Genomic DNA, 24,420 nt, shown 5'->3' on the forward strand with positions numbered 1-24,420 from the left:
AGGCCCCTTGCTAGATGTGAACAATTTTGAGTATATGAACATCGGTCTTGCTTCACCGGATAAAATCCGTTCATGGTCTTTTGGTGAAGTGAAAAAGCCTGAAACGATAAACTATCGTACATTGAAACCTGAAAAGGACGGCCTGTTCTGCGAACGCATTTTCGGACCGACTAAGGACTGGGAATGTCATTGCGGCAAGTACAAGCGGGTTCGTTATAAAGGCGTAGTTTGTGACCGTTGCGGAGTTGAAGTAACGCGGGCTAAAGTCCGTCGTGAGAGAATGGGGCATATTGAACTGGCTGCCCCGGTTTCTCACATTTGGTATTTCAAAGGTATTCCGAGCCGTATGGGTCTTGTATTGGATATGTCACCGCGTGCGCTGGAAGAAGTCATCTACTTTGCTTCTTACGTCGTAACTGACCCGGCCAATACACCGCTCGAAAAGAAACAGCTTTTATCCGAAAAGGAATACCGTGCGTATCTGGATAAGTACGGAAACAAATTCCAAGCCTCTATGGGTGCGGAAGCCATTAATAAACTTCTGCAGGACATCGACCTTGTCAAAGAAGTTGATATGTTAAAAGAAGAGCTGAAAACTTCTCAAGGCCAGCGCCGCACACGTGCGATCAAACGCCTTGAAGTGCTTGAAGCCTTCCGTAATTCAGGAAACAAGCCGTCTTGGATGATTCTCGACGTGCTTCCGGTTATTCCGCCTGAATTAAGACCGATGGTTCAGCTTGACGGCGGACGTTTCGCAACGTCTGACCTGAATGACCTTTACCGTCGTGTCATCAACCGTAACAACCGTTTGAAACGCCTTTTGGACCTTGGTGCGCCAAGCATCATCGTTCAGAACGAAAAACGTATGCTTCAAGAGGCTGTCGATGCTTTAATTGACAACGGCCGCCGCGGACGTCCTGTAACAGGTCCTGGTAACAGACCGTTAAAATCTCTTTCTCACATGCTGAAAGGGAAACAAGGACGTTTCCGTCAGAACCTTCTTGGTAAACGTGTAGACTACTCAGGACGTTCCGTTATCGTCGTAGGTCCGCATCTGAAAATGTATCAGTGCGGATTGCCGAAGGAAATGGCGCTTGAGCTCTTCAAGCCATTCGTTATGAAAGAGCTTGTTGAAAAAGGTCTCGCTCACAACATCAAGAGCGCAAAACGCAAAATCGAACGCGTGCAGCCAGAAGTATGGGATGTACTTGAATCTGTCATTAAGGAGCATCCGGTCTTACTGAACCGTGCCCCTACGCTTCACAGATTAGGTATCCAGGCTTTCGAACCTACGCTTGTTGAAGGACGCGCCATCCGTCTTCACCCGTTAGTATGTACAGCTTATAACGCTGACTTTGACGGTGACCAAATGGCGGTTCACGTACCTTTATCAGCTGAGGCTCAAGCTGAGGCCCGCATTCTGATGCTTGCGGCCCAAAACATCTTGAACCCTAAAGATGGTAAACCGGTTGTTACGCCGTCTCAGGATATGGTATTAGGAAACTACTACCTGACACTTGAGCGCGCCGGAGCAGTCGGCGAGGGTATGGTCTTCAAAAATACGGACGAAGCGCTTCTTGCTTATCAAAACGGTTATGTCCACCTTCATACGAGAGTAGCTGTTGCAGCGAACTCCCTGAAGAATGTGACATTTACGGATGAGCAGCGTTCAAAACTGTTAATTACAACAGTCGGTAAGTTGGTCTTCAATGAAATTCTTCCTGAGTCATTCCCTTACATGAATGAACCTACGAAGAGCAACATTGAAGAGAAAACACCTGACCGTTTCTTCTTAGATAAAGGTGCTGACGTAAAAGCTGTGATTGCAGAGCAGCCGATCAACGCACCGTTTAAAAAAGGTATTTTGGGTAAAATCATCGCGGAAATCTTTAAACGATTCCATATCACGGAAACGTCTAAGATGCTTGACCGTATGAAAAACCTCGGTTTCAGATATTCAACGAAAGCTGGTATCACGGTAGGGGTTTCTGATATCGTCGTTCTCGATGATAAGCAGGAAATCCTCGAAGAAGCACAAAGCAAAGTTGATAATGTCTTGAAACAGTTCAGACGCGGTTTAATCACCGAAGAAGAACGATATGAAAGAGTCATTTCAATTTGGAGTTCAGCGAAAGATGTTATCCAAGGCAAACTGATGAAATCATTAGACGAAGTCAACCCGATCTACATGATGAGTGACTCAGGAGCCCGTGGTAACGCATCTAACTTTACGCAGCTTGCGGGTATGCGCGGTCTGATGGCCAACCCGGCTGGACGAATCATTGAATTGCCTATCAAATCAAGTTTCCGTGAAGGTCTGACGGTATTGGAGTACTTTATCTCCACTCACGGTGCGCGTAAAGGTCTTGCCGATACCGCCCTGAAAACAGCTGACTCAGGTTACCTTACACGCCGTCTTGTTGATGTTGCGCAGGATGTTATCATTCGTGAAACAGATTGCGGAACTGACCGCGGTATTCTTGCAAAACCGCTTAAAGAAGGTACGGAAATCATCGAGCGTCTGGAAGAGCGTCTGATCGGACGTTTCGCCAGAAAACAGATCAAACATCCTGAAACGGGTGCTGTGCTCATTAACGAAAACGAATTGATCGATGAAGATAAAGCGCTGGAAATCGTTGAAGCCGGAATCGAAGAAGTGTGGATCCGTTCTGCGTTCACATGTAACACTCCTCATGGTGTATGTAAACGATGCTACGGACGAAACCTTGCAACCGGAACTGATGTTGAAGTCGGCGAAGCAGTAGGTATTATCGCTGCCCAATCTATCGGTGAGCCTGGAACACAGTTAACAATGCGTACGTTCCACACAGGCGGGGTTGCCGGAGACGATATCACACAAGGTCTTCCGCGTATCCAAGAGCTTTTCGAAGCGCGTAATCCTAAAGGTCAAGCGACGATTTCTGAGATTGACGGTACAATTGCCGAAATCAATGAAGTCCGCGACAAACAGCAGGAAATTGTTGTTCAAGGCGCTGTTGAGACACGTTCATACACAGCACCTTACAACTCACGCCTGAAAGTGGCTGAGGGTGATCAGATTACCCGCGGTCAAGTGCTGACAGAAGGTTCTATCGATCCGAAAGAACTTCTTAAAGTCACTGACCTGACAACGGTTCAAGAATATCTTCTGCACGAAGTTCAGAAGGTTTACCGTATGCAGGGGGTTGAAATCGGCGATAAACACGTAGAAGTAATGGTTCGCCAGATGCTTCGCAAAGTCCGTGTGATCGATGCCGGAGATACTGATGTTCTTCCTGGCACATTGCTTGATATTCACCAATTCACAGAAGCGAACAAAAAAGTGCTGCTTGAAGGCAACCGGCCTGCTACAGGGCGTCCTGTCCTTCTCGGTATCACGAAAGCTTCACTCGAGACAGATTCATTCTTGTCTGCCGCATCATTCCAAGAAACAACACGCGTTCTTACGGATGCTGCGATTAAAGGCAAGCGCGATGAGCTTCTCGGCCTGAAAGAAAATGTTATCATCGGTAAACTGGTTCCGGCCGGTACCGGTATGATGAATTACAGAAAAGTAAAACCTGTTTCAAACGTTCAGCCTTCGGAAGATATGGTTCCGGCTGAATAATAGAAACTGCTGCAGGAAAGGCTGTTTCGACAGCTTTTCCTCAGTATTACAATTATTCTGGCGGCGGACTGCACTAAAAAATGTCATACGATGTTGACATCCGTTCCGCGGAGTGATAATATAACCAAGGTGCTCGAAATAAAACCTGTTACTTTGGAGGATATGTTTATGTCTTATGATAAAGTATCACAGGCCAAATCAATTATTATTGGTACGAAGCAAACAGTGAAAGCTCTGAAACGAGGTTCAGTAAAGGAAGTCGTCGTGGCAAAAGACGCGGATACAGTTCTTACGGCTGGCGTTATCCAGCTTGCAAAGAACCGAGATATCGACGTCAGTATGGTAGATTCCATGAAAAAGCTCGGCAAAGCCTGCGGAATTGAAGTGGGAGCAGCAGCTGTTGCCATTATGTTATAGCGTACTTTTTGTTTTTATATAAGATTTCGATCTTGTGTAAAGACATTGTTTTTTGCCTAATGATGAACCACCTGGGTATGTGGGTTATAAAACGTAATGAAGGGAGGAACACAACATGCCTACAATTAATCAGCTAATTCGCAAGGGACGCGTGAGCAAAGTTGAAAACTCTAAGTCACCTGCACTAAACAAAGGATACAACAGCTTTAAAAAAGAGCACACTAACGTATCTTCTCCACAAAAACGCGGGGTATGTACTCGTGTGGGTACAATGACACCGAAAAAACCGAACTCAGCACTTCGTAAATATGCTCGTGTTCGTTTGACTAACGGAATCGAGGTTACTGCCTACATTCCTGGTATCGGCCACAACCTGCAAGAGCACAGCGTTGTACTGATCCGCGGCGGACGTGTAAAAGACTTACCGGGGGTGCGCTACCACATCGTTCGTGGTGCGCTTGATACTGCCGGAGTTGAAAACCGTGCGCAAGGCCGTTCTAAGTACGGTACGAAACGCCCTAAAGCAAAGTAATTAAATAAATCATTAAAACTATGAAGGGAGGATATTCAGATGCCACGTAAAGGTCCTGTAGCAAAAAGAGATGTTTTACCTGATCCGCTTTACAACTCTAAGCTGGTATCCCGCCTGATCAACAAAATGATGATCGACGGTAAAAAAGGTAAATCTCAAACAATCCTATACAAGTCATTCGATATCATTAAAGAACGCACTGGCAATGATGCAATGGAGGTTTTCGAACAAGCATTGAAAAACATCATGCCTGTACTTGAAGTAAAAGCACGCCGTGTAGGTGGAGCTAACTACCAAGTGCCTGTAGAAGTTCGTCCAGAACGTCGTACAACTCTTGGTCTTCGCTGGTTGGTTAACTATGCGCGTCTTCGCGGAGAAAAAACAATGGAAGAGCGCCTGGCTAACGAAATTCTTGATGCAGCTAACAACACTGGTGCTGCCGTTAAGAAACGTGAAGACACTCACAAGATGGCAGAAGCGAACAAAGCATTTGCTCACTACCGCTGGTAGGATTCATATAATCAAAATAATAATTCCCTAATAAGGAAGGAGAAATTACCCAATGGCAAGAGAGTTCTCCTTAGAAAAAACTCGTAATATCGGGATCATGGCTCACATCGATGCCGGTAAAACGACGACTACAGAACGGATCTTGTTCTACACAGGCCGTATCCACAAAATTGGCGAAACTCACGAAGGTGCTTCGCAAATGGACTGGATGGAGCAGGAACAAGAACGCGGTATCACAATCACTTCTGCAGCAACAACTGCACAGTGGAAAGGTTACCGTGTAAACATCATCGATACACCGGGACACGTGGACTTCACAGTTGAAGTTGAACGTTCACTCCGTGTACTTGATGGTGCGGTTGCTGTACTTGATGCTCAATCAGGTGTTGAGCCTCAGACAGAAACTGTATGGCGCCAAGCAACAACTTACGGAGTGCCGCGTGTTGTATTTGTCAACAAAATGGACAAAATCGGCGCAGACTTCCTTTACTCTGTAGGAACTTTAAGAGACCGTCTTCAAGCTAACGCTCACGCAATTCAATTGCCGATCGGTGCTGAAGACAACTTCGAAGGTATCATCGACTTAGTAGAAAACGTTGCGTATTTCTACGAAGATGACCTTGGAACTCGTTCAGATGCGAAAGAAATCCCTGAAGAGTACAAAGAACAAGCTGAAGAGCTTCGCAACAGCCTGATTGAAGCTGTAGCTGAGCTTGATGAAGAGCTTATGGAAAAGTACCTTGAAGGTGAAGAAATCACTATCCCTGAACTGAAAGCTGCAATCCGTAAAGGTACACTGAATGTTGAATTCTACCCTGTACTTGTTGGTTCTGCTTTCAAAAACAAAGGTGTTCAGCTTGTACTTGATGCTGTTCTTGACTACCTTCCTGCGCCAACTGATGTTGCTGCAATCAAAGGTGTACGTCCTGATACAGATGAAGAGATCGTTCGTCATTCTTCTGATGAAGAGCCATTCTCTGCACTTGCATTTAAAGTTATGACTGACCCTTATGTCGGTAAGCTGACGTTCTTCCGCGTATATTCCGGTACACTTGATTCCGGTTCATATGTAAAGAACTCTACAAAAGGCAAGCGTGAGCGCGTAGGACGTATCCTTCAAATGCACGCTAACAGCCGTGAAGAGATCTCTACTGTTTACGCTGGAGACATCGCAGCTGCTGTAGGTCTAAAAGATACTTCTACTGGAGATACTCTTTGTGATGAGAAGGATCTTGTAATCCTTGAATCCATGGAATTCCCAGAGCCAGTTATCGACGTAGCGATTGAGCCTAAATCAAAAGCTGACCAAGATAAAATGGGTATCGCTTTAGCAAAACTTGCTGAAGAAGATCCTACATTCCGTACACAAACAAACCCTGAAACGGGTCAAACAATCATCTCTGGTATGGGTGAGCTTCACCTTGATATCATTGTTGATCGTATGAAGCGTGAGTTCAAAGTTGAAGCTAACGTTGGTGCTCCTCAAGTTGCGTACCGTGAGACATTCCGTAGCGGTGCAAAAGTTGAAGGTAAATTCGTACGTCAATCAGGCGGACGCGGTCAGTTCGGTCACGTTTGGATCGAATTTGAACCGAACGAAGAAGGCGCAGGCTTTGAATTCGAAAACGCAATCGTCGGTGGTGTTGTTCCTCGTGAATACATCCCAGCCGTACAAGCAGGTCTCGAAGACTCTCTTGAAAATGGTGTCCTAGCAGGATTCCCGCTAATCGACATCAAGGCGAAACTTTTTGATGGATCTTACCATGATGTTGACTCAAACGAAATGGCGTTTAAAGTCGCTGCTTCTATGGCATTGAAAAATGCAGTCAGCAAATGTAACCCAGTTCTTCTTGAACCAGTCATGAAAGTTGAAGTGGTTATTCCTGAAGAATACATGGGAGACATCATGGGCGATATTACTTCTCGCCGCGGACGCGTAGAAGGTATGGAAGCGCGCGGTAACGCTCAAGTTGTGCGTGCGATGGTACCTCTTGCTGAAATGTTCGGTTACGCTACTGCCCTTCGTTCTAACACGCAAGGTCGCGGTACGTTCACTATGTTCATGGATCACTACGAAGAAGTGCCGAAGAGCATTGCTGAAGAAATTATCAAAAAAAATAAAGGCGAATAATTGATTTTGCCACTTAACTCAAGTATAACTACTATTGTAAGATGAGGAAGTGAAAGCTTGCTTTCACTTTCTATCACTCTATACATCACTAATTAAAAGCTCTTAAGGAGGATTTTAGAATGGCTAAAGAAAAATTCGACCGTTCCAAATCACATGCCAATATCGGTACAATTGGACACGTTGACCATGGTAAAACAACATTAACTGCTGCTATCTCAACAGTACTTCATAAGAAATCTGGTAAAGGTACAGCTATGGCGTACGATCAAATTGATGGTGCTCCAGAAGAACGTGAGCGCGGTATCACAATCTCTACTGCACACGTTGAGTACGAAACTGACACTCGTCACTATGCACACGTTGACTGCCCAGGACACGCTGACTATGTTAAAAACATGATCACTGGTGCTGCGCAAATGGACGGAGCTATCCTTGTAGTATCTGCTGCTGATGGCCCAATGCCACAAACTCGTGAGCACATCCTTCTTTCTAAAAACGTTGGTGTACCATACATCGTTGTATTCCTTAACAAATGTGACATGGTAGACGACGAAGAGCTTCTTGAGCTTGTTGAAATGGAAGTTCGCGATCTTCTTAGCGAATACGACTTCCCTGGTGACGATGTACCAGTTGTTAAAGGTTCTGCTCTTAAAGCTCTTGAAGGCGACGCTGAGTACGAAGAAAAAATTCTTGAACTTATGGCTGCAGTTGACGAGTACATCCCAACTCCAGAACGCGACACTGAAAAACCATTCATGATGCCAGTTGAGGACGTATTCTCAATCACTGGTCGTGGTACAGTTGCTACTGGCCGTGTAGAACGCGGACAAGTTAAAGTCGGTGACGAAGTTGAAATCATCGGTCTTCAAGAAGAAAACAGCAAAACAACTGTTACAGGTGTTGAAATGTTCCGTAAGCTTCTTGATTACGCTGAAGCTGGAGACAACATCGGTGCACTTCTTCGCGGTGTAGCTCGTGAAGACATCCAACGTGGGCAAGTACTTGCTAAACCAGGTACAATCACTCCACACAGCAAATTCAAAGCTGAAGTTTACGTTCTTTCTAAAGAAGAGGGTGGACGTCATACTCCATTCTTCTCTAACTACCGTCCTCAGTTCTACTTCCGTACAACTGACGTAACTGGTATCATCAATCTTCCAGAAGGCGTAGAAATGGTTATGCCTGGAGATAACACTGAAATGATCGTTGAACTTATCTCTACAATCGCTATCGAAGAAGGAACTCGTTTCTCTATTCGTGAAGGCGGACGTACAGTTGGTTCAGGCGTTGTTTCTACAATCACTGAGTAATCGACTCGTTCATACATGCGGGGTCCCTTATGGGGCCTCGTTTTTTTGTTTCCCGGGTGATTCAATGTATAATAGGGATTATACAAAATTTAGGAGCAGAGCGATGAATGATAACTTCAAGACAAACAAACGGATTTCAATGCTTCAGCAATTGCTGATTAACGACAGCGAACAGACCATTATGATTAATGGCGACGACAGGGATAATCCGCTGCTCCTGTTTTTGCACGGCGGCCCCGGCACCCCTCAAATCGGCTATGCGAGAAAATACCAAAACAAGCTGGAGAAGCATTTCACTGTTGTGAACTGGGATCAGAGAGGGGCGGGACTCTCGTATTCAAAAGATATTCCGGAATCATCTATGACTTTGGATCAGCTGACGGCCGACACCATTCATTTGACCGAACGTTTATGTAAGCAATTCGGCAGGCAAAAAGTATATATCGCAGGCTATTCGTGGGGATCAGTTTTGGCGCTTCACGTTCTTCAAAAGAGATCTGATTTGTATTATGCGTATATCGGTATCAGTCAAGTGGTTAATATCCAAAAGGAGGAAGCAGAAGCTTACCGGCAGCTGACAGCATGGAGCAGGGAGCGTAAACACCGCCTGATGCAAAAGACACTGGAATTTATCGGTGCCCCTCCATGGAACGGACAGCTGCAGCGGTCGCTGTTTCTGCTTTGTATCGAGATGAAGGGAGGAGGCTTCACCCACAATCCGATCGGCGCTCTCAAAGCAGGCGGACGAATGCTGTTTGGGGAACCGTACGGTGTGAGAGGGAGCTTTTTGGCAGCGCGGGGACAAATGTTCAGCCTGAAACATCTTTGGGAAGATCTCATTTTCTTTGATGCCGGGGAATCAGTTTCTTCTATTGAAATACCATGCTGTTTTATGTCAGGCAAATTCGATTTGACGGTTCCGGGAACGACATCTTACGAATATTATCAGAAGGTTGAAGCGCCGTATAAAGAATGGCACTGGTTTGAAAACTCAGCCCATTCGCCTCACTTGGAGGAGCCTGACCGCTTTGCCGAAGTTCTCAGCCGGTTCGCATCTTTCCATCTCTGAAAGAAAACAGGCATATCCTTGATTAATCAAGACATCACCTGTATAATAATCAAAGTGTGAAAACCACAAGGTTCTTCAAATAAACCTTGCAACATACGTCTATTTTCTGTATAATAGTGTATGTTGGTCTTTGACTGCGATGAAGTGAGAGGTTGCTGACACACCCGGCCGCTTTGCCATGGCAAGGTGATCAGGTTTTTCTCACGGAGAACTGTCTAACGTGATGTAGGCGAAAAGGAGGGAAAATAATGGCAAAACAAAAAATTCGTATTCGTTTAAAAGCATATGATCATAGAATCCTTGATCAATCTGCAGAGAAGATTGTTGAAACGGCAAAACGTTCTGGTGCCAGCGTATCTGGTCCGATTCCGTTGCCAACTGAAAAATCAGTTTACACAATCCTTCGTGCGGTGCACAAATACAAAGATTCTCGTGAGCAATTTGAAATGCGTACACATAAACGTTTAATCGACATTGTGAACCCAACACCACAAACTGTTGATGCTCTCATGCGATTAGACTTACCATCTGGTGTCGATATCGAAATCAAACTTTAATTCAAAAATATAGAATGATCTTAATAGGAGGTGTGACGAATGACCAAAGGAATCTTAGGAAGAAAAATTGGTATGACGCAAGTATTCGCAGAGAACGGTGATCTTATCCCGGTAACTGTTATTGAAGCAGCTCCAAACGTTGTTCTTCAAAAGAAAACAGCTGAAAACGATGGCTATGAAGCGATCCAGCTTGGTTTTGACGATAAGCGTGAAAAGCTTTCAAACAAACCGGAAAAAGGACACGTTGCAAAAGCGGAAACTGCTCCTAAGCGCTTCGTTAAAGAATTACGCGGCGTGGATATGGATGCGTATGAAATTGGTCAGGAAGTCAAGGTTGAAATTTTCTCTGCAGGAGAAATCGTAGATGTAACAGGAGTATCTAAAGGTAAAGGTTTCCAAGGTGCAATCAAGCGCCACGGACAATCTCGCGGACCTATGTCTCACGGTTCACGCTACCACCGTCGTCCTGGTTCAATGGGACCTGTAGATCCTAACCGTGTATTCAAAGGTAAACTATTACCTGGACGCATGGGCGGAGATCAAATCACTGTCCAAAACCTTGAAATCGTAAAAGTTGATGCTGAGCGCAATCTTCTTTTGATTAAAGGTAACGTACCTGGTGCGAGAAAAACTTTAATCACTGTAAAAAGTGCTGTTAAATCTAAATAAGTCTCTTAGGAAAGGAGGAAATTGATCATGCCAAAAGTAGCATTATACAACCAAAACGGTTCTACTGCTGGTGATATCGAATTAAACGCTTCTGTATTTGGAATTGAGCCAAATGAGAGCGTAGTATTCGACGCTATTCTTATGCAAAGAGCTTCCTTACGTCAAGGATCTCACAAAGTAAAAAATCGTTCTGAAGTACGCGGCGGAGGTCGCAAACCATGGCGTCAAAAAGGTACAGGTCGTGCCCGTCAAGGTTCAATCCGTTCACCGCAATGGCGCGGAGGTGGTGTCGTATTCGGCCCAACACCACGCAGCTATTCTTACAAATTACCTAAAAAAGTTCGCCGCTTGGCAATCAAATCAGTATTGTCTTCTAAAGTGAACGACAACAACATTATTGTTCTTGAAGATCTTACTCTTGATACGGTTAAAACAAAAGAAATGGCAGCTATCCTTAAAGGATTGTCTGTTGAGAAAAAAGCTTTAATCGTAACTGCGGATGCAAACGAAGCAGTATCTCTTTCTGCACGCAACATCCCTGGAGTTACAGTTGTTCAAGCTAACGGAATCAACGTGTTAGACGTTGTCAACCACGAGAAGCTTCTGATTACAAAAGCTGCGGTTGAAAAAGTAGAGGAGGTGCTTGCATAATGAAAGATCCTCGTGATGTTCTTAAGCGCCCCGTCATTACTGAACGTTCTGCTGATTTAATGACTGAAAAGAAATATACTTTTGAAGTTGATGTAAGAGCTAATAAAACAGAAGTGAAAGATGCAGTTGAAAGTATCTTTGGAGTGAAAGTTGACAAAGTCAACATCATGAACTACAAAGGGAAATCAAAACGTGTCGGCCGCTATACTGGTATGACTAGCCGTCGCAGAAAAGCGATCGTAAAACTTACTGCAGACAGCAAAGAAATCGAAATTTTTGAAGCTTAATTATCTGTAAAAAGAAGGAGGGAAATTCAAAATGGCGATTAAAAAGTATAAACCGACCTCTAACGGACGTCGTGGCATGACAACTTCAGATTTTGCTGAAATCACGACTGACCAGCCGGAAAAATCCTTGCTTGCTCCCCTTCACAAAAAAGGCGGACGTAACAACCAAGGTAAATTGACTGTACGTCACCAAGGTGGCGGACACAAACGCCAATACCGTGTTATCGACTTCAAACGCGATAAAGATGGTATACCTGGACGCGTTGCTACAGTTGAATACGATCCAAACCGTTCAGCTAACATCGCACTAATCAACTATGTAGACGGAGAAAAACGTTACATTCTTGCACCAAAAGGAATTCAAGTAGGTACTGAAATCATGTCCGGCCCTGAAGCTGACATCAAAGTAGGTAACGCACTTCCACTTATCAACATCCCTGTTGGTACTGTTGTGCATAACATTGAATTAAAACCTGGTAAAGGCGGACAGCTTGTACGTTCAGCTGGTACATCTGCTCAGGTTCTTGGTAAAGAAGGCAAATACGTTCTTGTACGTCTTAACTCTGGTGAAGTTCGCATGATCCTTTCTGCTTGCCGTGCTTCTATCGGTCAAGTAGGTAACGAGCAGCACGAACTTATCAACGTTGGTAAAGCAGGACGCTCTCGCTGGAAAGGCATCCGCCCTACAGTCCGCGGTTCTGTAATGAACCCTAACGATCACCCGCACGGTGGTGGTGAAGGTCGCGCGCCAATCGGACGTAAATCACCAATGTCTCCTTGGGGCAAACCGACTCTTGGATTCAAGACACGTAAGAAAAAGAACAAATCTGATAAATTTATCGTACGTCGTCGTAAAAATAAATAACGGGGTTGTCTACGGTTCATTTCGGACCGTAGTGCAATCACGAAGGGAGGTTCCAAAATGGCTCGCAGCTTGAAAAAAGGACCATTTGTCGATGGACACTTGATGACAAAAATCGAGAAATTAAATGAAACGGACAAGAAACAAGTTGTAAAAACTTGGTCTCGCCGTTCAACTATTTTCCCACAATTTATCGGTCACACAATCGCAGTATATGACGGACGTAAACACGTGCCTGTATTCATTTCTGAAGACATGGTAGGCCACAAGTTGGGCGAATTCGCACCGACTCGTACTTACAAAGGCCACGCCAGTGACGATAAAAAAACAAGACGCTAAGAGAGGAGGCTTTTAAATGCAAGCTAAAGCTGTTGCAAGAACAGTCCGTATTGCTCCTCGTAAAGCACGTCTAGTAATGGACCTGATTCGAGGTAAGCAAGTAGGCGAAGCAGTATCTATCTTGAACCTAACTCCGAGAGCTGCTTCTCCAATCATCGAAAAAGTTTTAAAATCTGCTATCGCAAATGCTGAGCACAACTACGAGATGGACGCAAACAATCTGGTTATTTCTCAGGCATTTGTTGACGAAGGCCCAACGTTAAAAAGATTCCGCCCGCGTGCTATGGGACGTGCGAGCCAAATCAACAAACGTACGAGCCACATTACAATCGTTGTATCAGAAAAGAAGGAGGGATAAGTAGTGGGTCAAAAGGTAAATCCAGTCGGTCTTCGTATCGGAGTCATTCGTGATTGGGAATCTAAGTGGTACGCTGGTAAAGATTACGCTGACTTCCTGCACGAAGATTTAAAAATTCGTGAATTCATTAGCAAACGCCTTTCTGACGCTTCTGTTTCTAAAGTAGAAATCGAGCGCGCAGCAAACCGCGTTAACATTACGATCCACACTGCTAAGCCTGGTATGGTAATCGGTAAAGGCGGATCTGAAGTTGAAGCACTTCGTAAAGCCCTTAACAGCCTAACTGGCAAGCGTGTACACATTAACATTCTTGAAATCAAAAGAGCAGATCTTGATGCTCAGCTTGTAGCTGACAACATCGCTCGTCAACTAGAAAACCGTATTTCTTTCCGCCGTGCGCAGAAACAACAAATCCAACGCACTATGCGTGCTGGAGCACAAGGTGTGAAAACAATGGTTTCCGGCCGTCTTGGCGGAGCTGACATCGCTCGTTCTGAATACTACAGTGAAGGAACTGTTCCATTGCACACTTTACGTGCTGACATCGACTATGCAACATCTGAAGCTGACACAACTTACGGTAAGCTCGGTGTAAAAGTCTGGATCTATCGTGGAGAGGTTCTTCCTACTAAGAAGAAAACTGAGGAAGGAGGAAAATAATATGTTATTACCAAAACGCGTTAAATATCGCAGAGAGCATCGCGGAAAAATGCGCGGTCGCGCTAAAGGCGGTACTGAAGTACATTTTGGTGAGTACGGTATCCAGGCTCTTGAAGCTTCTTGGATCACGAACCGCCAAATCGAAGCTGCACGTATTGCGATGACTCGTTACATGAAACGTGGCGGTAAAGTTTGGATTAAAATTTTCCCTTCAAAACCTTACACTGCTAAACCGCTTGAGGTACGGATGGGTTCCGGTAAAGGGGCTCCTGAAGGCTGGGTAGCTGTTGTAAAACCGGGCAAAGTTTTATTTGAGATTTCTGGTGTGTCTGAAGAGGTAGCTCGTGAAGCGCTTCGTCTTGCATCTCACAAATTGCCAATTAAAACGAAGTTCGTAAAACGTGAAGAAATTGGTGGTGAATCAAATGAAAGCTAATGAAATTCGTGACCTTACCACTGCTGAAATTGAACAAAAAGTAAAGTCTCTTAAAGAAGAACTTTTCAATCTTCGCTTTCAATTAGCGACAGGACAACTTGAAAATACTGCTCGCATTCGTGAAGTGCGCAAAGCTATCGCGCGCATGAAAACTGTGATTCGTGAAAGAGAAATTGCTGCTAACAAATAATCACTGAGGGGAGGTCGTGAGCATGAGCGAACGTAACCAACGCAAGGTTTACCAAGGCCGTGTTGTTTCTGACAAAATGGATAAAACCATCACTGTTGTTGTTGAAACATACAAAAAGGATCCTATTTACGGTAAACGCGTAAAATACTCAAAGAAATTAAAAGCACATGATGAAAATAATCAAGCTAAAATCGGAGACATCGTGAAGATCATGGAAACTCGTCCATTATCTGCAACTAAACGTTTTCGTCTAGTAGAAGTTGTCGAAGAAGCTGTTATTATCTAATAAAGTTCGGAATTCTTTTTCCGAAGGGAGGTAACAAATAATGATTCAACAAGAGACTCGTTTAAAAGTTGCTGACAACTCCGGTGCGCGTGAGGTACTTACTATTAAAGTTCTTGGCGGTTCTGGACGTAAAACGGCTAACATTGGTGATGTAATTGTTTGCACGGTTAAACAAGCAACACCAGGAGGCGTTGTCAAAAAAGGTGAAGTCGTAAGAGCTGTTATCGTTCGCACAAAAAGCGGAGCACGCAGAACTGACGGATCATACATCAGCTTCGATGAGAATGCATGTGTTATCATCCGTGACGACAAGAGCCCGCGTGGAACTCGTATCTTCGGACCGGTTGCTCGTGAATTACGTGAAAACAACTTCATGAAAATTGTTTCTCTGGCTCCAGAAGTTATCTAATGAAATAAATGCCTTACTCAAGGAGGTGCGATCAGGATGCATGTGAAAAAAGGCGATAAAGTTATGGTTATCTCTGGTAAAGATAAAGGCAAACAAGGTACGATCCTTGCTGCTTTCCCTAAAAAGGACCGCGTTCTAGTTGAGGGCGTAAACATGGTGAAGAAACACTCTAAACCGACTCAAACTAACCCTCAAGGCGGTATTTCTAATCAAGAGGCGCCAATTCATGTATCAAACGTTATGCCGCTCGATCCTAAAACAGGTGAAGTGACTCGCGTAGGATACAAAGTGGAAGATGGCAAAAAAGTTCGTATTGCTAAAAAATCTGGGCAAGTTTTAGATAAATAGTAATTAAAGGAAGGGAGGTCTATCTCATGAACCGCCTTAAAGAAAAGTACAATAAAGAAATTTCACCTGCTTTAATGACGAAGTTCAACTACGACTCTGTTATGCAGGTGCCAAAAATCGAAAAAATCGTAATCAACATGGGTGTTGGTGATGCTGTTCAAAATGCGAAAGCAATTGACAGTGCTGTTGAAGAATTAACGTTTATCGCAGGTCAAAAACCTGTCGTTACTCGTGCGAAGAAATCAATTGCTGGATTCCGTCTTCGTGAGGGAATGCCTATCGGTGCGAAAGTAACTCTTCGCGGAGAGCGCATGTATGATTTCCTTGATAAACTTATTTCTGTATCTTTACCGCGTGTACGTGACTTCCGCGGGATTTCTAAGAAATCTTTCGACGGTCGCGGAAACTACACTCTTGGTATCAAAGAACAGTTAATCTTCCCTGAAATTGACTACGATAAAGTAACAAAGGTTCGCGGAATGGACATCGTTATCGTAACGACTGCTAACTCTGACGAAGAGGCTCGTGAGCTATTAACTCAAGTAGGTATGCCGTTCCAGAAATAATCAATGAAAGGGAGGCGAAATCGTGGCTAAAAAGTCAATGATTGCGAAACAACAACGTACACCAAAGTTTAAAGTGCAAGAGTACACTCGCTGTGAACGCTGCGGACGTCCGCACTCAGTCATTCGTAAATTTAAACTTTGCCGTATTTGTTTCCGTGAGCTTGCATATAAAGGACAAATTCCTGGCGTGAAAAAAGCCAGCTGGTAATCCCCAAGAATGGGAAGGAGGTAATTATATAATGGTTATGACAGATCCAATTGCAGATATGCTGACTCGTATTCGCAATGCAAACATGGTACGTCATGAGAAGCTTGAAATTCCTGCTTCTAAATTGAAAAGAGAAATTGCTGACATTTTAAAGCGTGAAGGTTTCATTCGTGACGTTGAGTTCGTAGAAGACAGCAAACAAGGTATCATCCGCGTTTTCTTGAAATACGGACAAAACAACGAGCGCGTTATCACTGGTCTTAAAAGAATCAGCAAACCAGGTTTGCGTGTATACGCTAAATCAAATGAAGTACCTCGCGTACTTAACGGTCTTGGAATCGCGATTATTTCTACATCACAAGGTGTTTTAACGGACAAAGAAGCCCGTGCAAAACAAGCTGGTGGAGAAGTTCTAGCATACGTTTGGTAAGAAGTTTAACAAGAATGGAGGTGTTTTAGTATGTCTCGTGTAGGTAAAAAACTGCTTGAGATTCCTTCTGGAGTTACAGTAACGCTGAACGAAGGCAACACTGTATCTGTAAAAGGACCAAAAGGAGAATTAACTCGTACTTTCCATCCTGATATGGAAATCAAAATTGAGGACAACGTGCTTACAGTCACTCGTCCATCTGATCATAAAGAGCACCGTGCATTGCATGGTACGACTCGCAGTCTGCTTGGAAACATGGTTGAAGGCGTATCTAAAGGATTTGAAAGAGGTTTGGAATTAGTCGGTGTCGGTTATCGTGCGGCTAAATCCGGTAACAAACTTGTTTTAAACGTTGGATACTCTCACCCTGTTGAGATGGTTCCTGAAGAGGGCATCGAAATCGAAGTTCCTTCTCAAACGAAAGTAGTTGTAAAGGGTACAGACAAAGAGCGTGTAGGAGCTACTGCTGCTAACATCCGCGCTGTACGTTCTCCAGAGCCTTACAAAGGTAAAGGAATCCGCTACGAAGGTGAAGTTGTTCGCCGTAAAGAAGGTAAATCTGCTAAGTAAGACCGCTTAAAGTGAAGAAAGGAGTGACCAAGGATGATTACGAAAACTAGCAAAAATGCTGCTCGTCAAAAAAGACATGCTCGTGTTCGTGCTAAACTTTCAGGCACAGCTGAAAGACCTCGTCTGAATGTGTTCCGTTCAAACAAACACATTTATGCTCAAATCATCGATGATGTAAATGGCGTTACACTTGTTAGTGCCTCTACTCTCGACAAAGATTTGAACGTGGAAAGCACTGGTGACAGCGCTGCTGCTGCTAAAGTCGGTGAACTCGTTGCGAAACGCGCTTCTGAGAAAGGTGTTTCTGACGTAGTATTTGACCGCGGCGGATACTTATACCATGGACGTGTAAAAGCTCTGGCCGATGCAGCTCGTGAAGCCGGACTGAAATTTTAATAAAAAAAGGAGGGACACATGATTATGCGTCGTATTGACCCAAGCAAATTAGAGTTAGAAGAACGCTTAGTTACGGTTAACCGCGTAGCGAAAGTTGTTAAAGGTGGTCGTCGTTTCCGTTTCGCAGCTCTAGTCGTTGTCGGTGACAAAAACGGTCACGTAGGTTTCGGTACTGGTAAAGCACAAGAAGTACCTGAAGCAATCCGCAAAGCTGTTGAAGATGCGAAAAAGAATTTGATTGAAGTACCAATGGTTGGAACTACGATTCCACACGAAATCATCGGACGTTTCGGTGCAGGCAATATCTTGTTGAAACCTGCTTCTGAAGGTACTGGAGTTATCGCTGGAGGCCCTGTACGTGCGGTACTTGAGCTTGCTGGCGTTGCTGATATCCTTTCTAAGTCTTTAGGTTCTAACACACCGATCAACATGATCCGTGCAACACTTCAAGGTTTAAGTGAGCTTAAACGTGCCGAAGATGTTGCGAAGCTTCGTGGAAAATCTGTAGAAGAACTGTTAGGATAAGGAGGGAACATTAATGGCTAAATTAGAAATTACCCTCAAACGCAGTGTAATCGGTCGCCCGGAAGATCAGCGCGTTACTGTCAGAACACTTGGTTTAAAGAAAACGAACCAAACTGTCGTTCATGAAGATAACGCTGCGATCCGCGGTATGATTAATAAAGTATCTCATCTAGTTTCTGTTAAAGAACAATAAAAATAAATTATAGGCTAAGGAGGTGTCCTAATGAAACTTCATGAATTAAAGCCTTCAGAAGGTTCACGCAAAGTGCGCAATCGCGTAGGTCGTGGTATTGGTTCTGGTAACGGTAAAACAGCTGGTAAAGGTCACAAAGGTCAAAACGCTCGTTCCGGCGGCGGTGTGCGCCCTGGATTCGAGGGGGGACAAATGCCTTTATTCCAACGTCTTCCTAAGCGTGGTTTTACAAACATCAACCGCAAGGAATACGCTATTGTGAACATAGACAAATTGAACGGTTTTGCGGAAGGAACGGAAGTCACTCCTGAACTTCTTCTTGAGACTGGTGTTATTAGCAAACTAAATGCAGGAGTAAAGATTCTTGGCAACGGTAAATTAGAGAAAAAATTAACTGTAAAAGCCAATAAATTCTCTGCTTCTGCGAAAGAAGCTGTTGAAGCTGCTGGCGGTACAGCTGAGGTGATCTAACTTGTTTAAGACAATCTCCAACTTTATGCGTGTGAGTGATATTCGGAATAAAATCATTTTTACATTACTCATGCTTATCGTCTTTCGCATAGGTGCGTTTATCCCTGTGCCATATGTTAATGCTCAGGCGTTGCAGACACAAAGTTCGATGGGGGTTTTTGATCTCCTTAATACATTTGGCGGCGGTGCGCTTTATCAGTTCTCCATCTTTGCGATGGGAATTACGCCTTACATCACTGCTTCGATCATCATTCAGCTGCTTCAGATGGATGTTGTGCCGAAGTTTACCGAGTGGTCTAAGCAAGGTGAAGTCGGCCGCCGTAAATTAGCTCAGTTCACGAGATATTCTACGATTGTGCTTGGTTTTATCCAGGCATTAGGTATGTCTTATGGGTTTAACAACCTGGCAAATGGTATGCTGATTGAGAAATCCGGCATATCGACATATCTGATTATTGCTTTAGTACTCACTGGAGGAACTGCTTTTTTAATGTGGCTGGGAGAACAAATTACTTCCAATGGAGTAGGAAACGGAATTTCGATCATCATCTTCGCGGGGATTGTGGCTAGTATTCCGAAAACTGTTGGGCAGATTTATGAGACTCAATTTGTCGGCAGCAGCGATCAGCTGTTTATTCATATTGTGAAAATCGCCTTACTGGTGATTGCGATTTTGGCCGTAATTGTTGGTGTTATTTTCATTCAGCAGGCCGTGCGCAAAATTGCGATTCAATATGCAAAAGGGCAAGGTCGTTCACCTGCTGGCGGAGGCCAGTCAACTCACCTCCCGCTTAAAGTGAATCCGGCAGGGGTTATTCCGGTAATCTTTGCGGTTGCGTTTCTTATAACGCCGCGTACTATCGCGTCATTTTTCGGAACAAACGATGTGACAAAGTGGATTCAAGCCAACTTTGACAATACACATCCGGTGGGCATGACGGTTTATGTCGCATTAATTATCGCCTTTACGTACTTCTATGCTTTTGTGCAGGTAAACCCTGAACAAATGGCAGATAACCTTAAAAAACAGGGTGGCTATATCCCGGGGGTTCGTCCAGGGAAAATGACTCAAGATAGAATTACGAGCATTTTGTATCGACTTACGTTTGTGGGTTCTATATTCTTAGCCGTGATTTCCATTCTTCCTATCTTTTTCATTCAATTCGCTGGATTGCCTCAAAGTGCACAGATTGGCGGAACATCTTTGTTAATTGTCGTGGGGGTAGCCTTGGAGACAATGAAGCAGCTGGAGAGCCAGTTAGTGAAACGTAATTACCGAGGATTTATGAAAAATTAGAGGACTGGTTTTAACCATTCCTCTAAATAAGAGAGGACGGGGGAAATCCGAATGAACTTAGTCTTAATGGGACTTCCTGGAGCCGGTAAAGGCACACAGGGAGAACGAATTGTTGAGGATTATGGGATACCTCATATCTCAACGGGAGATATGTTCCGTGCTGCTATGAAAGAAGAAACACCACTCGGACTCGAAGCAAAGTCTTATATCGATAAAGGCGAGCTCGTACCGGACGAAGTCACAATCGGCATTGTCAAAGAAAGACTCGGCAAAGATGATTGTGAAAGAGGTTTTCTTCTGGACGGATTTCCGCGAACAGTCGCTCAGGCTGAAGCTCTTGAAAACATTCTTGAGGAATACGGCAAGCCGATTGATTATGTCATCAACATTAAAGTAGACAAAGACTCTTTAATGGAACGTTTGACTGGACGCAGAATTTGCAGTGTTTGCGGCACAACCTATCATTTGGTTTTCAATCCGCCGAAAACGCCGGGTGTTTGTGATAAAGACGGAGGAGACCTTTATCAACGGGCAGATGATAATGAGGAAACCGTCTCAAAACGGCTTGAGGTCAACATGAAGCAGACTCAGCCTTTACTGGATTTTTATTCCGGGAAAGGATATCTTGTCAACGTCAATGGCCAGCAGGACATTAATGACGTGTACAAAGATGTGAAAGAGCTTCTTGGAGGATTGAGCAAATGATTATCTGTAAGACCCCTCGTGAGCTTAGCATCATGCGGGAAGCAGGGCGAATCGTGGCTTTGACTCATGAAGAGATGAAAAAGCACATTAAACCAGGAATCTCGACAAAAGAATTGGATCAAATTGCCGAACGTTTTATTGAGAAGCAGGGTGCAATCCCATCTTTTAAGGGGTATAATGGGTTTCGCGGGAGCATTTGTGTATCAGTTAATGAAGAACTCGTTCACGGAATTCCCGGTAAAAGGGTTTTGCGTGACGGTGACATTATCAGCATTGATATCGGTGCTAAATTAAATGGTTATCATGGTGACTCTGCTTGGACATATCCGGTAGGAAACATCAGTGATGATGATAAACGACTGCTGGAAGTGACAGAGGAGTCTTTATATAAAGGCTTGAAGGAAGCAAAACCAGGTGAACGTTTGTCGAATATTTCCCACGCAATACAAACGTATGTCGAAAATGAGCAGTTTTCAGTTGTTAGGGAGTATGTCGGACATGGTGTTGGTCAAGACTTGCATGAGGATCCGCAAATTCCTCATTACGGTCCGCCAAACAAAGGACCTAGGCTGAAGCCTGGTATGGTTCTCGCTATAGAACCGATGGTTAACGCTGGCAGCCGGTATGTGAAAACATTGGCTGATAACTGGACGGTTGTAACGGTAGATGGGAAAAAGTGTGCTCATTTTGAACATACGATTGCGATTACGGAAACGGGTTTTGATATACTGACAAAAGTCTAGATGATGAAATGAATTCCGTGACACATGTTTTTCATTCCGCACCTGGGCAGATTGTAGGTTTACAATTGGTCGGAGGAAAAACCGGCTAGCTGCTGTTATCGGAATGACGATTCATCATCATGTACTAAAGCAGACGGAGAAAAGCGTACATTTCATTCTCCTTAGAAAAAGAATATCAATCATTCACCCTTTATGATTGCGTATCTCCGGAAGTTCAGAACAGTATAAACGAAACAGGGCGTGTGACAAACGGATAACTGAGATTTTCTCTTTTGAAATTTGTCAGAGAGCAAGTTACTGATTTGAAGAAGGGAGAACACTTGAATGGCGAAAGACGATGTAATTGAAGTGGAAGGTACGATAGTCGAAACTCTGCCAAACGCGATGTTCAAAGTTGAACTCGAAAATGGCCATACGGTTTTGGCTCACGTATCTGGTAAAATCCGCATGCACTTCATTCGCATTTTACCTGGAGACAAAGTTACGGTAGAATTATCTCCATATGACTTAACTCGTGGCAGGATTACGTACCGTTACAAATAAAGCACTCCGGAAACTGAAGGAGGTTGGAAACACATGAAAGTGAGACCATCAGTTAAACCAATCTGCGAGAAATGTAAAGTTATTCGCAGAAAAGGAAAAGTAATGGTGATCTGTGAAAATCCAAAGCATAAACAAAAACAAGGATAATTAATAAGGAGGTGCCCAGAGAATGGCTCGTATTGCTGGTGTAGATATCCCACGTGACAAACGTGTTGTTATTTCTTTAACATATGTCTTCGGAATTGGCCGCACAACGGCTCAGCAAGTCTTGAAAGAGGCTGGTGTTTCTGAAGATACTCGTGTGCGTGATCTTACTGAAGAAGAACTTGGTAAAATCCGTGATGTTATTGACAAACTGAAAGTAGAAGGTGACCTTCGCCGTGAAGTTTCTCTTAACATCAAGCGTCTGATCGAAATCGGAAGCTACCGCGGAATCCGCCATCGCAGAGGTTTGCCTGTTCGCGGACAAAACTCTAAAAACAATGCGCGTACTCGTAAAGGTCCGCGTCGTACTGTAGCTAACAAGAAAAAATAAGTAAGGGAGGTACCTAAACAATGGCTGCTGCTCGTAAACAAAACACGCGTAAACGTCGCGTGAAAAAGAATATTGAGTCAGGAATCGCTCATATTCGTTCAACTTTCAATAACACGATCGTTACGATCACTGATACTCATGGTAATGCTCTTTCTTGGTCAAGTGCCGGAGCTCTAGGATTCAGAGGTTCTCGTAAATCTACTCCTTTTGCTGCGCAAATGGCTGCTGAAACAGCTGCTAAAGGTTCAATCGAACACGGACTTAAAACTCTTGAAGTAACTGTTAAAGGACCAGGTTCTGGCCGTGAAGCTGCAATCCGCGCTTTACAAGCTGCCGGACTTGAAGTTACAGCTATCAGAGACGTAACTCCTGTTCCTCATAATGGATGCCGTCCACCAAAACGTCGCCGCGTGTAATTTGTTTGTATAGATTTTGTGTCCCTGTCAATAATGGGTTATGATACAGTTATTTATGAAACGAATGCACCGACTCGTTGCCTGAGCACATACGGGACTAAACAATGGGGAATTTCGGATGGAATCTCATATGATTCTATTCGAGGTTTCGACGTTTTGAAGGAGGGTTTTAAGTAATGATCGAGATTGAAAAACCAAAAATCGAAACGGTTGAAATCAGCGACGATGCCAAATTTGGTAAGTTTGTCGTAGAGCCGCTTGAGCGTGGATATGGTACAACTCTGGGTAACTCCTTACGTCGTATCCTCTTATCCTCACTCCCTGGTGCCGCTGTAACATCGATCCAGATAGATGGTGTACTGCACGAATTCTCGACAATCGAAGGCGTTGTGGAAGATGTTACAACGATAATCTTGCACATTAAAAAGCTTGCATTGAAAATCTACTCTGATGAAGAGAAGACGCTCGAAATTGATGTACAGGGTGAAGGAACTGTCACAGCAGCTGATATTACACACGACAGCGATGTTGAAATCCTTAATCCGGATCTTCATATCGCGACTCTTGGTGAGAATGCGAGTTTCCGAGTTCGCCTTACTGCACAAAGAGGACGTGGGTATACACCTGCTGATTCGAACAAAAGAGACGATCAGCCAATCGGCGTGATTCCGATCGATTCAATCTTTACGCCAGTTTCTCGTTTATCTTATCAGGTAGAAAACACTCGTGTAGGCCAGGTTGCAAACTATGACAAACTTACACTTGATGTTTGGACTGACGGAAGCACTGGACCGAAGGAAGCAATTGCTCTCGGTTCTAAGATTTTAACTGAACACCTTAATATATTCGTTGGTTTAACTGACGAAGCTCAGCATGCTGAAATCATGGTTGAAAAAGAAGAGGATCAAAAAGAAAAAGTTCTTGAAATGACGATTGAGGAACTTGATCTTTCTGTCCGTTCTTACAACTGCTTGAAGCGTGCGGGCATTAACACGGTTCAAGAACTTGCGAACAAGACGGAAGAAGATATGATGAAAGTTCGCAACCTGGGACGCAAATCACTTGAAGAAGTGAAAGCGAAACTAGAAGAACTTGGACTCGGCCTTCGCAAAGACGATTGATCTAGTTTCCATGTGAACTAGGATTTTCGTGTGTTTTTTATTTAGAAACAGCATTCCATTAAAGGAGGGGACA

The 24,420-nt window shown here is 44.0% G+C and carries 36 protein-coding genes and 1 pseudogene; all 37 read left to right on the top strand.

The genetic code is table 11. The features are described from left to right. Positions 1-7 precede the first annotated feature (7 nt). The 37 genes and pseudogenes from rpoC (at position 8) to AD710_RS08755 (ending at position 24,347) form a co-directional block, all read left to right on the top strand. Positions 8-3,607: a DNA-directed RNA polymerase subunit beta' gene (rpoC, locus tag AD710_RS08585; RefSeq protein ID WP_016935905.1), complete on the top strand. Its 3,600-nt coding sequence runs from the start codon at positions 8-10 to the stop codon at positions 3,605-3,607. A gap of 168 nt (positions 3,608-3,775) precedes the next feature. Next, complete coding sequence (locus AD710_RS08590) at positions 3,776-4,024, top strand: 50S ribosomal protein L7ae-like protein (protein ID WP_016935904.1); 249 nt, start codon at positions 3,776-3,778, stop codon at positions 4,022-4,024. 115 nt (positions 4,025-4,139) lie between these two features. Then, positions 4,140-4,556: a 30S ribosomal protein S12 gene (rpsL, locus tag AD710_RS08595; RefSeq protein WP_003156445.1), complete on the top strand. Its 417-nt coding sequence runs from the start codon at positions 4,140-4,142 to the stop codon at positions 4,554-4,556. A gap of 39 nt (positions 4,557-4,595) precedes the next feature. Beyond that, positions 4,596-5,066, top strand: coding sequence for a 30S ribosomal protein S7 (gene rpsG / locus AD710_RS08600; protein WP_003156447.1), 471 nt, complete (start codon positions 4,596-4,598; stop codon positions 5,064-5,066). 52 nt (positions 5,067-5,118) lie between these two features. Continuing rightward, complete coding sequence (gene fusA, locus AD710_RS08605; RefSeq protein ID WP_016935903.1) at positions 5,119-7,197, top strand: elongation factor G; 2,079 nt, start codon at positions 5,119-5,121, stop codon at positions 7,195-7,197. Between the two features lie 119 nt (positions 7,198-7,316). After that, positions 7,317-8,507 carry an elongation factor Tu gene (gene tuf, locus AD710_RS08610; protein ID WP_003156451.1) on the top strand — a complete coding sequence of 397 codons (1,191 nt, stop codon included), beginning with the start codon at positions 7,317-7,319 and terminating at the stop codon, positions 8,505-8,507. A 103-nt stretch (positions 8,508-8,610) separates the two neighbouring features. Further along, positions 8,611-9,576, top strand: coding sequence for an alpha/beta fold hydrolase (locus tag AD710_RS08615; protein ID WP_049627782.1), 966 nt, complete (start codon positions 8,611-8,613; stop codon positions 9,574-9,576). A gap of 248 nt (positions 9,577-9,824) precedes the next feature. Further along, positions 9,825-10,133 (top strand): 30S ribosomal protein S10, encoded by a 309-nt coding sequence (rpsJ, locus tag AD710_RS08620; RefSeq protein WP_003156464.1) that lies wholly within the window; start codon positions 9,825-9,827, stop codon positions 10,131-10,133. Positions 10,134-10,172: 39 nt separating this feature from the next. Beyond that, positions 10,173-10,802, top strand: coding sequence for a 50S ribosomal protein L3 (rplC, locus tag AD710_RS08625; protein ID WP_007410402.1), 630 nt, complete (start codon positions 10,173-10,175; stop codon positions 10,800-10,802). A gap of 27 nt (positions 10,803-10,829) precedes the next feature. Further along, positions 10,830-11,453 carry a 50S ribosomal protein L4 gene (gene rplD, locus AD710_RS08630; RefSeq protein WP_007615239.1) on the top strand — a complete coding sequence of 208 codons (624 nt, stop codon included), beginning with the start codon at positions 10,830-10,832 and terminating at the stop codon, positions 11,451-11,453. After that, positions 11,453-11,740: a 50S ribosomal protein L23 gene (gene rplW, locus AD710_RS08635; RefSeq protein WP_003156467.1), complete on the top strand. Its 288-nt coding sequence runs from the start codon at positions 11,453-11,455 to the stop codon at positions 11,738-11,740. The genes rplD and rplW overlap by 1 nt, the downstream gene beginning before the upstream one ends. Before the next feature lie 31 nt (positions 11,741-11,771). Continuing rightward, complete coding sequence (gene rplB / locus AD710_RS08640) at positions 11,772-12,605, top strand: 50S ribosomal protein L2 (RefSeq protein ID WP_003156470.1); 834 nt, start codon at positions 11,772-11,774, stop codon at positions 12,603-12,605. 57 nt (positions 12,606-12,662) lie between these two features. Then, positions 12,663-12,941, top strand: coding sequence for a 30S ribosomal protein S19 (gene rpsS, locus AD710_RS08645; protein WP_003156472.1), 279 nt, complete (start codon positions 12,663-12,665; stop codon positions 12,939-12,941). 16 nt (positions 12,942-12,957) lie between these two features. Beyond that, complete coding sequence (gene rplV / locus AD710_RS08650) at positions 12,958-13,299, top strand: 50S ribosomal protein L22 (protein WP_003156475.1); 342 nt, start codon at positions 12,958-12,960, stop codon at positions 13,297-13,299. A gap of 3 nt (positions 13,300-13,302) precedes the next feature. Continuing rightward, on the top strand, positions 13,303-13,959 hold the full coding sequence (gene rpsC / locus AD710_RS08655) for a 30S ribosomal protein S3 (protein WP_003156476.1): 657 nt from the start codon (positions 13,303-13,305) through the stop codon (positions 13,957-13,959). Between the two features lies 1 nt (position 13,960). Then, positions 13,961-14,395: a 50S ribosomal protein L16 gene (gene rplP / locus AD710_RS08660; RefSeq protein ID WP_003156478.1), complete on the top strand. Its 435-nt coding sequence runs from the start codon at positions 13,961-13,963 to the stop codon at positions 14,393-14,395. Continuing rightward, positions 14,385-14,585: a 50S ribosomal protein L29 gene (gene rpmC, locus AD710_RS08665; protein WP_003156482.1), complete on the top strand. Its 201-nt coding sequence runs from the start codon at positions 14,385-14,387 to the stop codon at positions 14,583-14,585. Before rplP ends, rpmC begins: the two co-directional genes overlap by 11 nt. A gap of 22 nt (positions 14,586-14,607) precedes the next feature. Further along, positions 14,608-14,871, top strand: coding sequence for a 30S ribosomal protein S17 (gene rpsQ / locus AD710_RS08670; protein ID WP_016935900.1), 264 nt, complete (start codon positions 14,608-14,610; stop codon positions 14,869-14,871). 40 nt (positions 14,872-14,911) lie between these two features. After that, positions 14,912-15,280, top strand: coding sequence for a 50S ribosomal protein L14 (rplN, locus tag AD710_RS08675; RefSeq protein ID WP_007410404.1), 369 nt, complete (start codon positions 14,912-14,914; stop codon positions 15,278-15,280). A gap of 36 nt (positions 15,281-15,316) precedes the next feature. Then, on the top strand, positions 15,317-15,628 hold the full coding sequence (gene rplX, locus AD710_RS08680; RefSeq protein WP_014469620.1) for a 50S ribosomal protein L24: 312 nt from the start codon (positions 15,317-15,319) through the stop codon (positions 15,626-15,628). A gap of 26 nt (positions 15,629-15,654) precedes the next feature. Then, positions 15,655-16,194 carry a 50S ribosomal protein L5 gene (gene rplE, locus AD710_RS08685; RefSeq protein ID WP_003156487.1) on the top strand — a complete coding sequence of 180 codons (540 nt, stop codon included), beginning with the start codon at positions 15,655-15,657 and terminating at the stop codon, positions 16,192-16,194. Positions 16,195-16,216: 22 nt separating this feature from the next. Beyond that, positions 16,217-16,402: a 30S ribosomal protein S14 gene (gene rpsN / locus AD710_RS19065; protein WP_003156488.1), complete on the top strand. Its 186-nt coding sequence runs from the start codon at positions 16,217-16,219 to the stop codon at positions 16,400-16,402. Positions 16,403-16,433: 31 nt separating this feature from the next. Continuing rightward, positions 16,434-16,832, top strand: a complete 399-nt coding sequence (rpsH, locus tag AD710_RS08690; RefSeq protein WP_003156489.1) for a 30S ribosomal protein S8 — start codon at positions 16,434-16,436, stop codon at positions 16,830-16,832. A gap of 30 nt (positions 16,833-16,862) precedes the next feature. Next, positions 16,863-17,402, top strand: a complete 540-nt coding sequence (gene rplF / locus AD710_RS08695) for a 50S ribosomal protein L6 (protein WP_016935899.1) — start codon at positions 16,863-16,865, stop codon at positions 17,400-17,402. A gap of 33 nt (positions 17,403-17,435) precedes the next feature. Next, on the top strand, positions 17,436-17,798 hold the full coding sequence (gene rplR, locus AD710_RS08700) for a 50S ribosomal protein L18 (protein ID WP_013350816.1): 363 nt from the start codon (positions 17,436-17,438) through the stop codon (positions 17,796-17,798). 24 nt (positions 17,799-17,822) lie between these two features. Next, positions 17,823-18,323, top strand: coding sequence for a 30S ribosomal protein S5 (gene rpsE, locus AD710_RS08705; RefSeq protein WP_003328273.1), 501 nt, complete (start codon positions 17,823-17,825; stop codon positions 18,321-18,323). A gap of 13 nt (positions 18,324-18,336) precedes the next feature. After that, positions 18,337-18,516: a 50S ribosomal protein L30 gene (gene rpmD / locus AD710_RS08710; protein WP_003156497.1), complete on the top strand. Its 180-nt coding sequence runs from the start codon at positions 18,337-18,339 to the stop codon at positions 18,514-18,516. Between the two features lie 30 nt (positions 18,517-18,546). Next, on the top strand, positions 18,547-18,987 hold the full coding sequence (gene rplO, locus AD710_RS08715) for a 50S ribosomal protein L15 (RefSeq protein WP_049627783.1): 441 nt from the start codon (positions 18,547-18,549) through the stop codon (positions 18,985-18,987). Between the two features lies 1 nt (position 18,988). After that, the gene (secY, locus tag AD710_RS08720) at positions 18,989-20,284 is read left to right on the top strand and encodes a preprotein translocase subunit SecY (RefSeq protein WP_016935898.1); all 1,296 of its coding nucleotides are present in this window, start codon (positions 18,989-18,991) and stop codon (positions 20,282-20,284) included. A gap of 51 nt (positions 20,285-20,335) precedes the next feature. Beyond that, entirely contained in the window at positions 20,336-20,989 is a 654-nt protein-coding gene (locus tag AD710_RS08725) for an adenylate kinase (protein ID WP_045927001.1), read from the top strand. Continuing rightward, entirely contained in the window at positions 20,986-21,732 is a 747-nt protein-coding gene (map, locus tag AD710_RS08730) for a type I methionyl aminopeptidase (RefSeq protein ID WP_003156505.1), read from the top strand. Before AD710_RS08725 ends, map begins: the two co-directional genes overlap by 4 nt. Positions 21,733-21,796: 64 nt before the next feature. Further along, positions 21,797-22,079 (top strand): annotated as a pseudogene (locus AD710_RS19990) (KOW domain-containing RNA-binding protein). Then, positions 22,057-22,275: a translation initiation factor IF-1 gene (gene infA, locus AD710_RS08735; protein WP_003156508.1), complete on the top strand. Its 219-nt coding sequence runs from the start codon at positions 22,057-22,059 to the stop codon at positions 22,273-22,275. Before AD710_RS19990 ends, infA begins: the two are co-directional and overlap by 23 nt. 33 nt (positions 22,276-22,308) lie before the next feature. Next, complete coding sequence (gene rpmJ / locus AD710_RS08740) at positions 22,309-22,422, top strand: 50S ribosomal protein L36 (RefSeq protein WP_003156543.1); 114 nt, start codon at positions 22,309-22,311, stop codon at positions 22,420-22,422. Positions 22,423-22,444: 22 nt separating this feature from the next. After that, entirely contained in the window at positions 22,445-22,810 is a 366-nt protein-coding gene (gene rpsM / locus AD710_RS08745; protein ID WP_003156545.1) for a 30S ribosomal protein S13, read from the top strand. 20 nt (positions 22,811-22,830) lie between these two features. After that, positions 22,831-23,226, top strand: coding sequence for a 30S ribosomal protein S11 (gene rpsK, locus AD710_RS08750; RefSeq protein WP_007410409.1), 396 nt, complete (start codon positions 22,831-22,833; stop codon positions 23,224-23,226). 176 nt (positions 23,227-23,402) lie between these two features. Then, on the top strand, positions 23,403-24,347 hold the full coding sequence (locus tag AD710_RS08755; RefSeq protein ID WP_003156549.1) for a DNA-directed RNA polymerase subunit alpha: 945 nt from the start codon (positions 23,403-23,405) through the stop codon (positions 24,345-24,347). Positions 24,348-24,420: the final 73 nt, after the last annotated feature.

Origin of the sequence: Bacillus sp. JFL15, from assembly GCF_001184225.1 — a bacterium.
In the GTDB taxonomy this organism is placed as follows: Bacteria; Bacillota; Bacilli; order Bacillales; family Bacillaceae; genus Bacillus; species Bacillus siamensis.